13 protein-coding genes are annotated in these 13516 nt (G+C 57.1%); 8 read left to right on the top strand and 5 right to left on the bottom strand.

Annotation, left to right across the window (positions count from 1 at the left end; all coding sequences use genetic code 11):
* The first annotated feature begins 66 nt into the window (after window positions 1-66).
* Window positions 67-456, top strand: coding sequence for a VOC family protein (locus M504_RS11530; RefSeq protein WP_047491425.1), 390 nt, complete (start codon window positions 67-69; stop codon window positions 454-456).
* Window positions 457-520: 64 nt separating this feature from the next.
* Here M504_RS11530 and M504_RS11535 read toward each other — a convergent pair whose 3' ends face one another.
* The gene (locus tag M504_RS11535) at window positions 521-2353 is read right to left on the bottom strand and encodes a M20/M25/M40 family metallo-hydrolase (protein WP_047491427.1); all 1833 of its coding nucleotides are present in this window, start codon (window positions 2351-2353) and stop codon (window positions 521-523) included.
* Between the two features lie 180 nt (window positions 2354-2533).
* On the opposite strand from M504_RS11535, the gene M504_RS11540 reads away from it, so the two are divergent.
* The 4 genes from M504_RS11540 (at window position 2534) to M504_RS11555 (ending at window position 7175) form a co-directional block, all read left to right on the top strand.
* Entirely contained in the window at window positions 2534-3664 is a 1131-nt protein-coding gene (locus M504_RS11540) for a Gfo/Idh/MocA family protein (RefSeq protein WP_047491428.1), read from the top strand.
* A gap of 147 nt (window positions 3665-3811) precedes the next feature.
* Window positions 3812-4933, top strand: a complete 1122-nt coding sequence (locus tag M504_RS11545; RefSeq protein WP_047491429.1) for a Gfo/Idh/MocA family protein — start codon at window positions 3812-3814, stop codon at window positions 4931-4933.
* 105 nt (window positions 4934-5038) lie between these two features.
* Window positions 5039-6076: a galactitol-1-phosphate 5-dehydrogenase gene (locus M504_RS11550; RefSeq protein ID WP_047491433.1), complete on the top strand. Its 1038-nt coding sequence runs from the start codon at window positions 5039-5041 to the stop codon at window positions 6074-6076.
* A gap of 310 nt (window positions 6077-6386) precedes the next feature.
* Window positions 6387-7175 (top strand): SDR family NAD(P)-dependent oxidoreductase, encoded by a 789-nt coding sequence (locus M504_RS11555; RefSeq protein WP_047491434.1) that lies wholly within the window; start codon window positions 6387-6389, stop codon window positions 7173-7175.
* A gap of 55 nt (window positions 7176-7230) precedes the next feature.
* On the opposite strand, the gene M504_RS11560 is transcribed toward M504_RS11555, so the two are convergent.
* Together M504_RS11560 and M504_RS11565 are read right to left on the bottom strand one after the other, a co-directional pair.
* Window positions 7231-8538, bottom strand: coding sequence for an MFS transporter (locus M504_RS11560; protein ID WP_052200647.1), 1308 nt, complete (start codon window positions 8536-8538; stop codon window positions 7231-7233).
* Window positions 8539-8558: 20 nt separating this feature from the next.
* Window positions 8559-8882: a hypothetical protein gene (locus M504_RS11565; RefSeq protein WP_047494610.1), complete on the bottom strand. Its 324-nt coding sequence runs from the start codon at window positions 8880-8882 to the stop codon at window positions 8559-8561.
* A gap of 39 nt (window positions 8883-8921) precedes the next feature.
* Here M504_RS11565 and M504_RS11570 point away from each other — a divergent pair, with 39 nt between their 5' ends.
* The gene (locus tag M504_RS11570; protein WP_047491437.1) at window positions 8922-9752 is read left to right on the top strand and encodes a hypothetical protein; all 831 of its coding nucleotides are present in this window, start codon (window positions 8922-8924) and stop codon (window positions 9750-9752) included.
* Window positions 9753-10364: a Holliday junction branch migration protein RuvA gene (gene ruvA / locus M504_RS11575; RefSeq protein ID WP_047491440.1), complete on the top strand. Its 612-nt coding sequence runs from the start codon at window positions 9753-9755 to the stop codon at window positions 10362-10364.
* Window positions 10365-10630: 266 nt separating this feature from the next.
* On the opposite strand, the gene M504_RS11580 is transcribed toward ruvA, so the two are convergent.
* The gene (locus tag M504_RS11580) at window positions 10631-11587 is read right to left on the bottom strand and encodes an MBL fold metallo-hydrolase (protein WP_047494611.1); all 957 of its coding nucleotides are present in this window, start codon (window positions 11585-11587) and stop codon (window positions 10631-10633) included.
* A gap of 285 nt (window positions 11588-11872) precedes the next feature.
* A complete protein-coding gene (locus M504_RS11585) occupies window positions 11873-12748 on the bottom strand; it encodes a hypothetical protein (RefSeq protein ID WP_156993700.1) in 876 nt (291 codons plus the stop codon).
* A gap of 122 nt (window positions 12749-12870) precedes the next feature.
* Between M504_RS11585 and M504_RS11590 the strand changes: the two genes are divergently transcribed.
* Window positions 12871-13479, top strand: a complete 609-nt coding sequence (locus tag M504_RS11590; protein WP_052200649.1) for a class I SAM-dependent methyltransferase — start codon at window positions 12871-12873, stop codon at window positions 13477-13479.
* Window positions 13480-13516 lie beyond the last annotated feature (37 nt).

Raw genomic sequence — 13516 nt, forward strand, 5'->3', positions numbered from 1 at the left:
GCATGTGTCCCAGTGGCGCTCATCGGATTCATGCGACAACCACGCCCTAACGGAGGTTTTCGCACCATGCACACACTCAATCACGCCAACCTGACCACCTATGACGTTCCCGCTCTGCAGGCCTTTCTGGAGCGCATCTTCGGACTGCGCACGCTTGAAACCCGCGTAGGGAAATTCGCGATTCTGCAGGATGCACAAGGCTTTCTGCTGGCGCTGATGTTCGACAAGAACATGACACCAGAACACGGATACCCCGGCTTCTTCCACGTGGGCTTTCTGCAGGACACACCCCGTGCAGTGGACGAGCGCCATGCCGCAATCGCACAGGAAGGCCTCGCCGCACCCGAACCAGCAATGCTTCAACGCGGTGGACCACCAACGTACGGCTTCTACGTCAATGCACCCGGTGGAGTCACTGTCGAGGTAAGCACCATGAACCTCAGCAATCCAATCTAAGGCGCAAATGCAAAACGGGTGAGCAGACATACTCTGCTCACCCGTTCTGTTCTTGCGGATTGCGTTACTGTTTATCTGCGCCCGAAACTGCGGTGGGATACAGGTTCTTCAACGGTGCGTTGCGATCCGAGTCCTCTTCAGGATGCGGATACGGCTTACGCGGCATCATCGCCTCACGCTCGCTGGTGTTGTAGAGGAAGATCGCTTCCACCACAGCAGCCTGCTTCAGGTCGTCTTCGTGAATGCGCTCCACCGTGTCCATGTTGGAGTGGTGGCTGCGCGTCTCGTAATCCATGTCGTCCTGAATGAACTGGAAGCCAGGCAAACCAAGCGAATCAAACGACAGGTGATCCGTTCCACCCGTATTGCGATTGGTGATGGTGGTAACACCCAGGTCCTTCAGCGGTGCAATCCACTGCGCGAAGATCGGTCCAATGGCGAAGTTCTGCTGCGTGTACACGCCGCGTACCTTGCCGGTGCCGTTATCCAGGTTGTAGTAGGCGTCCAGCGTCTCCCACTCCTTCGTGGTCTTCAGCGGTCCACGACGAGCGTTGCGTCCGCCCATCCCCAGCGCGGCCATCATGGCTGCATCCGAACCCGGTGCAGGTCCACCCGGAGGCGTGGTGATCTCGCCAAAGTGCTGCTTCACGTATCCACGCGAACCGAACAGACCCTGCTCCTCACCGCTCCACAGGGCAATGCGGATGGTGCGGCGCGGCTTGATGTTAAGCGCCTTCAGGATGCGCACAGCTTCCATCGCAACAACCGAACCCGCAGCGTTATCCGTGGCGCCCGTGCCAGAGATCCAGCTATCCAGATGGCCGCCAACCATCACAACCTGCTCCTTCAACTTCGGATCGGTGCCCGGGATTTCAGCAACAGTGTTGAAGCCATGCTCATGATCGCCCGTGAACTCCGTCTGGATGTTCACTTCCATCTGTACCGGCACATGGTGCTGCAGCAGGCGGAAGATGCGGCCGTAGTTCTCAACCGTGGTCACAGCGTTCGGAATGGTGACAGCCGTTTCCTTGACCTGTGCGCCGCGGACCAGGTTCGCGCCGTTGTCGTCAAAGATGATGCCGGTACCGCCACCCTTGCCGCCATCGCGCGAAGGAGTGATGATGGCCGCAACGCCTTCTTCCGTCATCATCTTCAATGCCGCACCGCGAAGCTGCGCCAGACGCGCACGGTCTGCCAGCGCCTGCTGAATATTCACGCCACCACGACCACGCGGCGTCTCCGGGCCTTCCATTTCCTTCAACTCGGCTTCGGTATAACGCGAGAACAAAGGCTCTGTCAGATCGACGATCGGATGCGGCGCGCCCAGCAGAACGATCTTGCCCGCCAGCTTGCCCTTGTACTTCGCCAGATCAGCCTGCGTGTTCAGTTCAACCAGCACAGCATCAGCAGTCACAGCACCCTTGGTTGCGGGCGACCACGGTGTTGCCTGAATCCACACTGGCTCAGTGTCCGGCGTGATCATGCGGGCCCAGCTATTGATCTGCTTCCAGCCCATGCCGAACTCGCCCCAGTCTTCCAGGTGCGCATTGACCAGACCAGCATCAGTCATACGATCGCGCGTCCACTCGTTCGCCTTCTTCATGTTGGGCGAACCAGTCAGGCGCGGGCCAATGCCATCCGACAAACCTTCCATGTACTCCATCACATGCGAGTGCAGCAGACCTTCGTTGCGAATCTGCGCATAGATGCCCAGATCAACGTTTTCCGTAGCAGGCTGCGCGCCGTAATAGCTGGGAACAGTCTTCTTCTCTTCGGTAGCAGCGGCAGCAGGCTTATTCTTCTGCGCAAAGGCCGCAGGCATGGACGAAACAGCAACAGTAGACAGCAGCGTGGCGGTACAAATGCCGCGACGCAGTGCCGAAAAAGTACGGGACATAGCGGGTGGTGCCTCCAAAACAGGGTGAAAACAATTTCTGTGTGAAAAAGATGTTATTACACGGTAGCAGCCGCGCCATTTGGCACGTATCTGTCGCCTTTGAGTAATACGAACCAGCTATGCTGGCGGACGCACCCACAAATCCATGCCTTCGTGGCGAATTTTCTGCTGAGGTCCTGTATGCGTTCCGCTCTCCGACTGCTTTTTCTTGTTCTCCTCACAGCATTTGCGCCCTGCTTGTATGCGCAAACCGCTTCTTCCGGAACGCCCATCCGCGTGGCCGTCGTCGGCCTGGTGCACGGCCATGTAAGCAGCACTTTGAACGGATTCGCACACAACACCAATCCCAACGTTCAGCTTGTAGCCATTGAAGAACCGGACACCGCGCTCACGAAGAAATATGTCGATCGCTTTCACCTCGAGGCAATCCCCACATACACCGACCTGGAGACGATGCTCAACAAAGAAAAGCCGGATGCGATCCTCATGTACATCCGAAACAGCGAGCATCCCAAAGTCGCGATCACAGCCGCAAAGCACCACGTGAGCAGCATCATGGAAAAGCCGATGGCCATCTCCGTGCCCGAGGCACTGGCCATGCGCAAAGCCGCGCAGCAGTACCACGTACACATCCTCACCAACTACGACACCAGCTACTTCCCCAGCAACAACGAGGCGATTGCGCTGGCCCAGGCGGGCAAGCTGGGCACCGTCCACAAGATGGTCTTCTACGCAGGCCACGCTGGACCGGTCGCACTGAATTCGCCACCGGAATTTATGAGCTGGCTCACGGACGCGGAACAGAACGGTGCAGGTGCGCTCTATGACTTCGGTTGCTACGGCGCCGACCTCGTCACGTTTCTCTTGAGGGGCCAGATGCCCATCAGCGTGACCGCCGTTGCGCAGACCGACAATCCGAAAACCTACCCCAAAGCCGATGACGACGCGACCATCATCATCCGCTATCCCACCTTCCAGGCCGTTCTCATGCCGAGCTGGGAGTGGAGCTTCAATTCCACTCGCAAGGATCTGGAGCTGTTCGGCGAAGAGGGCCAGGTAAAGACCATTGGCACAAAGGATGTGTCGCTGCAGTTAAAGGGAGAGAAAACTGCAACGCAGTCTCCCGCACCCGCCGTGGATCCCAAGCGCAGTAACGAACTGGACTACCTGGTTGCCGTGCTTCGCAATGAGGTGGATGACCACTGGCTCCCCGGTTCGCTCGACACAAACATGGTGGCCGTACAAATCATGGACGCCGCACGAGAGAGCGTGAAGACCGGCAAGACGGTGGAGCTGAAGCCGCTACCGTAGATCAGATCCAAACCAAATGAAGGAGGCGCAAGGCCAACTTGCGCCTCCTTATTTTTGTCTCTCATTCGTCATGACGATTGATATATCAGCGGACTAACATGCTGTGGTTCCCGCTTCTGACGATCCTGCGTTTTGAAAGGTCCCTCTATGCTTCGCCTCATGCGTCTTTCGTATGTGTTTGCTGTTCTGTTCTTCTTGACCGTAGCCGTTCAAGCCCAACAGGCCGCCACGCCCATCCGTGTCGCCATCGTGGGCCTCACACACGGCCACGTGAAGGGTTTTCTGCATAACCTGCCCACCAGCCAGAGCGCAAAGCTCGTCGCGATTGTCGAACCCGACGCCGCTCTCGCAAAGCAGTATCGCGATCAGTACAAGCTTGATCCCGCGCTCTTCTACACCGACGAAGAGGCCATGATCGAGAAGACGCATCCTGATGCGGTGCTTGGCTACGGCACGATCCTGGAGCATCGCAAGGTCATTGAAATTGCTGCGAAGCACCACATCAACAGCATGGTCGAGAAGCCGCTCACCACCACCGTGGAAGACGCATTGGCCATCCGCGATGCCGCGCGCAAGTACAACGTGCAGGTGCTGGTGAACTACGAGACCACCTGGTACAACAGCAACGCCGAAGCGCTGAAGGAGATTCAGGCTGGCAAGCTGGGCACCGTGCGCAAGATCCTGGTACGCGACGGCCACGAAGGCCCCAAGGAAATTGGTGTAGGCCCGGAGTGGCTGCCCTGGATCACCGACCCGAAGCAGAACGGCGCAGGTGCGCTGTTTGATTTCGGCTGCTACGGCGCGGACCTTGCCACCGTCATCAACAAAGGTGCAACACCGCAATCCGTCACCGCCTTCGCGCAGACACACAAGCCCGACATCTACACGCGCACCGAAGACGATGCCACTGTGATCGTCGCTTATCCCGAAATGCAGGCGATTCTGATGCCAAGCTGGGATTGGAGCTTTGCCGTGAAAAACATGGAGGTCTACGGCAACGGCGGCACCATGTTCACCGTTGGACCGGGCAACATCATCTCGCGCTACAAGGGCCAGAAGGTTGAATCCGCCATCTATCCCGCGCCGAATCTACCGCAGAACCAAAGCAATTCACTCGACTATCTGGCCGCCGTACTGCACCACCAGATCGATCCCAAGGGCGACCTCTCGTCACTGGAAACGAACATGGTTGTAGTGCAGATTCTGGATGCGGCGCGCACCTCCATCAAGGAAGGCAAGACCATCACTCTGAAACCGCTTCCGCAATAAGCAGCAAACGAAATACAGAACGCAGCGCCCGCGGTTGATCCCCGAAGGCGCTGCGTTCGTGTTTTGTCTACCTTCCGCAGTAAGCTAATCGGCGAGGGTTTTGCGATGAAAGCGCTGATGCTGGAAGAGTATTCAAAGCTGCAGGTCAAGGATGTTCCGGTGCCTGAGATTGGCTCGGAAGAGGTTCTTATCCGCGTGGGTGCGTGTGGCATCTGCGGCAGCGACGTACACGGTTACGACGGCAGCAGCGGTCGCCGCATTCCTCCCATCATCATGGGCCACGAAGCCGCAGGCGTGATCGAAAAGGTTGGCGCTGACGTAACAGAATGGAAGCCCGGCGACCGCGTCACTTTTGACTCCACCGTCTACTGCGGCAAGTGCGACTACTGCCAGCGTGGTGAAGTGAATCTCTGCAACAACCGCCAGGTCGTCGGCGTGTCATGCAATGAGTTCCGTCGCCATGGTGCCTTCGCCGAATATGTCAGCGTTCCCGCGCGCATTCTCTATCGCCTGCCCGAAGACTTCCCCATGGAAGAAGCGGCAATGCTGGAAGCTGTCTCCATCGCATTGCACGGCGTGAATGTAACCAAGATGAAGGGCGGAGAATCCGCTCTCGTCATCGGCGCAGGCATGATCGGCCTGCTCACCGCACAAGCTGCACGCGCCAAGGGATGCAGGTCCGTGATGATCGCTGACGTCGATGCGGCACGCCTGAAGATGGCGGAAGAAGTAGGCATTCCTGACACGTTGCATATGAGCGGCAAAGAACTGATCGACGAAGTGCTGAAGCGCACTGGTGGCGAAGGTGTTGACGTCGTGCTGGAAGCAGTCGGTCGCGGTGAAACTGTCGTCGCATCCATCGAATGCGTACGCCGCGGCGGCACAGTCACACTCATCGGCAACATTCAGCCGGAAGTACCGCTGCCATTGCAACGTGTCGTCACACGCGAAGTCCGCCTTCAGGGATCATGCGCCTCCGCTGGAGAATATCCAGAAGCAATCCGTCTGATGGCAAGCGGCGCGATCACAGTAAAGCCGCTCATCTCCGCCGTTTCGTCACTCGAAGATGCAGCGAATTACTTCGATCGCCTGCATGCGCGTGAGGCGGGTTTGCTCAAGGTCGTGGTCGCTCCAAACGAATAGGTGGCAGGCGAGGGGTCCATACAAATCCTGTCAAGCCCCCAAGCCACTCAAACCCAACAAATCAAAAGAAATAGAGTTGGCATGCTATTTCCGCTGAATCACTAAAATAGAAGTAGCGAACGAACCGCTGACTAGCTGACCTGCTGACTCGCTGCTTCTAACCCCTTTAGAAAGACGATTTTGCCCCTAACTCCAATGGGCAGACGATTTTAGAGGGACACAAAACGTAACCCTTTTAGAAAGACAATTTTGCAAAAAACAGGGGGGAGGGGGTACCCCCGCCCCGGCACCTGCAGGCGAGAGAGAAAAGATGGCAGAAAACTTGTTTGATCTAACCGGCCAAGTAGCCGTTGTGACTGGCGCATCCCGTGGTTTAGGACAGTATTTCTCACGCGCTCTCGGTCGTGCGGGAGCGAAGCTGATCGTCACATCGCGCAAGGCTGGCGATTGCGATGCATTCATCGCAGAGCTTGCATCGATGAACATCGAAGCAAAGGCACTCGTGCTTGATGTACGCGATGAAGCCAGCATCAATGCATTCGCAGAAGCCGCACCAAAGCAGTTCGGCAAGGTCGACATCCTCGTCAATAACGCAGGCATGAACATCCGCAAGCGTGCACTGGAAGTCACATGGGATGACTGGAACGCCATCCTCGATACCAATCTGCGCGGCCCCTTCTTTGTGGCACAAGCCATTGCACGGCACATGATCGCGCAGGGTTACGGCCGCATCATCAACGTTGGTTCCGTAACCAGCGTGCGTGGCTCCGCCGGACTTGGCCCATACGGTGCAAGCCGCGGCGGCATCAAGCAGCTCACCATGTCCCTCGCAGACGATTGGGGAGAGCACGGCATCACCGTCAACGTCCTCGCACCGGGATGGTTCAAGACCAACCAGAACAAGGCCATGTATGAGGACGAAGGTTGGGTTGAGTATCTGGTCGAACGCATCCCGATGAAGCGTCCCGGCGCACCGAACGATCTGGATGGTGCAGTCGTATTCCTCGCGAGCGAAGCATCACGCTACGTCACCGGACAGACCATCCTGATCGACGGCGGCATCTCCGTAGGCGCAACACGCGCACTGGTGAAGAAGTAAGAGAGTTCACCAAGTAAATGCAACGTCCGCAAGAGTAACCATCTTGCGGACGTTCTTAGCCTTGGAGAGCTTCGCGCACATCAATCGGCTCGATGCGCCCCAGCAGCACGAAGTACGAAGCAATCCCGATCACGATATAGATGGCGGGAATGGCAAAGGCCAGCGTATAGCTGTGCGTTGCCCCCACGGTATATCCCGTAACAATAGGCGCAAGGATCGCAGAGATCTGGTTCGCAAAGTTAACGATCCCACCAACCTTACCAGTGCTCGTATTCGGCACCAGCAGCGATGGAAGACTCCAAATAACCGGCGATGCCGCAGACAATCCACCGATGGATAGCGTGATGCATATCAGCGCGCCGCTGACGGTATGCGCAAAAGCCGCACCCAGAATCCCAAGCCCGCAGATGGTTCCACCAATCAGCACCGTCCGCCGCACCGTGCTGGCGTTATAACCATTCCGGATGAGCGCATCCACCAAAACGCCACCGATGAGGAAGCCACAAGCGGCCGCCACCAACCACGGCACACCCGTGTACAGGAACGACTGCTGCAGCGTGATGTGTTGTGCCTGCGCGAGATACGTTGGCAGCCAAGTGATCAGTAGATAGAAGACATAGTTGTACGCACCGGAGCCAATCGCCAGACCGATGATCTTCCGCTGACGCAGCAACTGTCCGAGCGGAATGGGAGGAGCGATGATCTGCGCAGCATCGCCACCTGGAACGAGCGATGGCGTACGGATGACGTTGCGCATAGAGAAGCGGCCCGGCTCACGATAGAGCAGGGCGAACAGCGCCATGTATGCGAACGACAACACTGCGGTGAAGCCGAACGACCAGCGCCACCCAACCTCCAGGAGCAAGAAGCCTAGCAGCGGCACACCGATCGCATTGGCCAGCTTTGCCGATCCATCAAAGAGTGCGGTTGCGAGGGAGCGTTCGTGCGCGGGAAACCATGCCCCCACCGCCTTGGCATTGGCAGGGAACGTCGGAGCTTCGCCAATACCCAACAACAGTCGCGCTGCGAAGAAGAAGATGATTCCCGGCGCGAAGGCTGCAGCCAGGGATGCGATGCCCCAGATCAGTACCGACCATAGGGTGACCTTGCGGACACCAAAGAGGTCGAGGACTACGCCGGTGGGGAGCTGGCAGGCGGCATAGGTCCACGAGTACGCCGCAGAGAGTTGGCCGAAGACCTGCGGTGTGATGCCAAAGCTATCTACCAGCGCGTCATGGGATACGGACAGGTTGACGCGGTCGAAGTAGTTGACCAGCACGCCGACGCCGAGGAGCACGCCGATAGTCCAGCGGTAGCGTTCCGCGGGTGCATAGGTATCTGCGTAGTAGGTTTCGCCAGCCATGAAGGTGAGGCCAGTGTAAGTTATCGCGGTGCTTGTGCCGAGCGGCGAATACGACTCACCAACGCTGAGGTGAGGAATACTCCGGCAACCACGAGGACGGTGAGCCCCAGCGGCACACCGACCCAGCGGTAGGCGATGGAGAAGTCTGGCTTGTGGCCGAACATGGTCATCACCAGCATGGACATGATGGCGAGAAACGTACCCGCGAAGAAGGCCACAGCACCACTGGCCAGTGACAGCAGAATCGTCTGGAAGACGGTGAAGTCGCCTACTGGCGCGCCCAGGAAACGGGGGCCGGTGTAGCCGGGTGCGATCTGCGGGCGGGATGCGGTTGTATCTGCCATGTGAATTACGGCTGCCTCTGCCATTAGAATACCGCTTGAATGGCTGAGTCTCTAACAACCGATCTACTGACGCCGGAAGAGGCTACGCAACAGGCGCAGGCCGCGACCGCACCCAATGGTCTGCAGTACGCGACGCTGGGACGGCTGGACTTGCCGTCGCTGACGGTAGAGCAGATTGCGCGCCTGGTGGGAACCGTTCCAACCGGTCTCAGCAATGGGTTGAGCACCTTCCAGTATGTGTTTGTGCCGCTGGCACTGAGCGGGTCTCGGCTGGAAGGCGGCGACACGCCGGCCTTTCCACTGGTTGACCGGACACTGATTGCGCCGACGTACAGCGTGGCGCTGGCGGATCGAGCTATCTGCCACCGCAATGCGCAGGTGAACGGCAAAGAGGTTGTCTTCCTGAGCAGCCGTCTGCACAGCGACCGTTTTGCGCTGGCATTCGAGTTCTTCATCAACATCGCGCATAACTTCACGGACACAATCGGCGTTCCGCCAACATTCAGCGAACTGCTTTGGAAGCAGGCGACTGCGAATGTGCGCGGGGAGACTTCCATTGATGCCTGGGAGGACCGGGCGGCGGCACTGGGTGTCTCCGTGGCGGAGCTGGATGCGCGGGCTCGCGGGTCTGCACCGCGTGGCACCGTGGATGAGAAGGCGCGCACCAACTACTATGCAGCGGCCTTTGCCGACTCGCTGGCGATCTACCTGCTCAGCGTATTCATGGACTTCGACTACAGCGACCTGCGTGAGCGCGAGTATCCGCTGCTGGCTGCTCCGGCGCTGGCGGAACGGTTGCGCACCATCAGCAAGCTCTTCCCGCCGAACGATGGCTACCAGTTCCAGATCCTGTACAGGCGGCGCGGCTAGATGATTGCTCACCTGCGCGGACGTTTACTCTCCAAGTCGCCCAACGCTGTCATTGTGGACTGCGGTGGTGTTGGCTATGACGTGGCCATCAGTGTGACCACATTCTCCTCGCTGCCGGATGAAGGCGCTGAGGTGTCGCTGCACATCAACACGCAGGTGCGAGAGGATGCGATTGCGCTGTTCGGCTTTACCGACCGCGACGAGAAGCGGCTGTTTGAGCGTCTGATCACTGTCAGCGGCATTGGGCCGAAGCTGGGGATTACCGTGCTCAGCGGGCTTTCGGCGGAGCGGTTGGTGAGTGCAATTCGTGCCGGTGACACGGCGATGCTGGTGAAGATTCCGGGCATTGGCAAGAAGACCGCCGAACGCGTGGTTCTGGAGCTCAAGGACAAGCTGGACGATCTGCAGGCTGCTGCACCTGCGCAGGCTTCCGGGTTCAAGGGCGGACCTGTGGTGGATGATGTACTGTCTGCACTGGTGAACCTGGGATACAAGCGCGACAGTGCGCAGCGCGCCGTGGAGACGGCGATTGCAAAACACGAAAGCTCAGAACTGACGATTCGGACAGACTTCGACGCCCTGTTCCGATACGCTATGCAGGCCATACGGTAGGGAGGGTCCCCCCTCCCCCCTGTTTTTCTAAAATCGTCTTTCTAAACGGGTTAGGTTTTTGGTGCCGCTAAAATAGTCTGCCCATTGGGGTTAGAGGCAAAATCGTCTTTCTAAACGAGTTAGGGCCGCGCTAAGCGCGGCCCTTTCTCTCTGTATCTATTGTAGTTCTTTCGCGGAAATAGCATGCCAACTCTATTTCTTTTGATTTGTTGCATTTAAGTGTGTTGAGGGCTTGACAACGATTTTCTGGACTTCGACCGCATTGCTTAGACGCCCTGATACACGAGCGCAGTGAAGTTCGCCGGATTCTGAAACAGGTTGCCCCACACGGCGTCGTATCGCGCAGTGGGTTTTGCCGCGATCACCTCAGGCAAAGGCTTGCCCTGTTTTTTGAGAGCTGCGACCTTCTCGCGGATATCCACCAAAACGTCTCGAAACAGGATGAGGTCGTCTTTGCCGCCCACCGCACCGTGCCCCGGGATGACGATTGTCTTACTGGTCACCTTGGCGATGTTCGCTTCGGCGGCGCGTATCTGGCCGTCGATGCTGCCACCCGTCCAGTAGTCGATAAAAGGGTAATCGCGGTTCCAGAAGGTGTCTCCGGTGTGGAGGATGTCGGCCTCAGCAAAATACACGGAGATATCGGAGTCCGTATGGGCAGGCACGTAGTGCTTCAGAGCGAGCGTGGTGTTGTTGATATGCAGATGGTATTCGTCAACGAAGACGGTGGAAGGAATTGCACCGGCAGGCGCGGCTGGAAACGTGTACTGAAAGTTTCCGCCGACGTACGTGGCTTTGGAGAGATGTTCGCGCGTCTTTTCGTGCGCCAGGATACTGGCTCCGGCTTGATGGACCCATTCGTTGCCACCGGTATGGTCAAAGTGCCAGTGGGTATTGATCAGTTGTTTGATGGGGTCTGCGCTGATCTTTGCGAGGGCTGCTGAGACGTTTGGACGCGCGGTGACGATTTCAGCGTCGACCACCAGCTTTCCGTCAGGGCCTGTGAGAACAGCGATATTGCCACCAGCACCGAGAAGAACGCTGACGTTGCGTCGAAGGTTTTGGATGGTGACCTTGGCTGTTGCAGCCTCTTTGAACGCGCCCGGAACGATGCTGGCTGTCTGGGCGATGAGGTGCTTTGGATCGAGGCACGCAGCCGCGACCGTGAGGCTGCCAGCAGTAACGAATTGACGACGTGACATGCCAAGTGACGTGGAAATCATCTCAAGATCCTCGCTTGCTTGCGCTTTGGATTTCGATCTTATCTGTTGGTTGTTAACGCCTGAATTCAGGACGGAATCATATTCCGCTTTTTGGCGGATGTCGAAATGAAATTCGCACCGTTGGCGTGAGGCCAGCCATCGTTGTTCCGTGAGGGCGCGCTTTTTGTTTCGGTTTTTAGGCAGTGCGCGAACGATGCGCTTCTGCGTAATACGCGAGGCTAGAGTTGATACTGCGAAGTGAATCGCACTGACAGTATTGGCGTTTATGAGGAGTAGGAAGCTCACCTACTTGATATTTGTGCGTTTCTTCTTGCCGGAGTCTCTCGAATCATCGACAAGACGCGCAGAGGTTATGCGAATCTTGCCATCGAGCAATACAAATTCGAAGGCGCACTTCTCCAGCGGCTCTACCGGTTCAGTCCTGTAATAAAAGAGAACCGTACACCAGTACGGGCCGCATTCAACGGTCGGCAATTGGTGCTTTCTCGCTAATGTTGGAAGTTCACTCAGTAGACCGGGGACTGTATAGCTCTGAAAATTCTGGCTCGGCCCAGGCGCGTAGCTACGATCTTTCAGTGAAGGTTCTTCGCCCAGAATAGTGAGATAGGCCAGGCTGATTGCGAGCCAATCGGCTTTTTCAAAGTCTTCCGTGTCCGATGTCTGCAGCATGGCATTCATCGCGGCGAGATTAGCTTCGTCATTTTCATGGCCTGTATGGCGAATATCTCCGCCACCATTGAAGATGAGACGTACCGTCGAGGCGCCTTTGGGCTGGATAAGGGTATACCCGTAGCCGTCGTCGTAGACACTGGGCTGCCAAATTCGTAGAACACGCGCTCCGTGGAAAGCTGGCGCACCAATCGACTCACATTTCATGCCGGGATGGAAGGGTGCACCATAGCTTTGTGCCAGAGCAATTTGCTCCGGAGCACCTGCGAATGCGAGATCGGCTTCACTGCAAGATTTCGTTACTGGTTGCTGCTCTATGCGCCATTCCAGCGGCTTTGCCTGCGGACGGTAAAACACCTGCTGACCGCGAAACACGGGTAAAACGGCAAAGAAGAGCAAGAAGAGCAGACCGTGTCGCAGCATATTGAAGCCAACTTGTCCGACCATGCGCCTTACCACGCTATCAAATTCTCGAAGCACTCTAGTCAACATCCGCCAAGATTCCCGGAAACAGCGTTTCGGAAGTTTCGATTAGTACCGTGAAGTCGGCTTGTTGGAAGTAACCCATTTCAATCAGTCCAAACCCAATGACCAGCTGCTGCGATGATGAAAGCATGGCATTGAGTATTAAAGAGCAGTTTGGACACATCGACATTTACGTCTTCGATCAAATTCTTCGCGGAAATATTGCACCGGGGATGCGTGTTCTTGATGCTGGATGCGGATATGGGCGCAACCTGGTGCATCTACTGCGGGAAGGCTGCGAGATATTTGCAGTCGACCTGGACCGCGATGGTGTGGAGCACGTAAGACAACTTTCTGCTTCGCTGGGAACCGGACTCCCCGCAGAGAATTTTCAAGTTGCTCCCATTGAACAGATCCCTTTCCCAGATGCCTTTGCCGATGTTGTGATCTGTAACTCGGTACTTCACTTCGCCAAGGATGAAGAGCATTTCAGGGCGATGCTGGCGGAGTTATGGCGCGTTGTAAGGCCTGGAGGAATGCTGTTTTGCCGCCTGGGTTCGAGGATTGGCATGGACTTCGAGCGAGTACGGGGTGGTCGGTTCTTGATGCCAGACGGTTCGGAGTGGTTCCTGGCAGATGAGGAAATGCTGATGGAACTGACGGAGGAGCTGGACAGCGTACTTGTAGACCCATTGAAGACCACGATCGTGCAGGACTACCGCTGCATGACGACATGGGTTCAAAGGAAACAGCGCTAGACGCCTGATTCAGGCGAGCAGAGGCTGTTCCGCCGAT

This window comes from Terriglobus sp. TAA 43, from assembly GCF_000800015.1.
GTDB lineage: Bacteria > Acidobacteriota > Terriglobia > Terriglobales > Acidobacteriaceae > Terriglobus.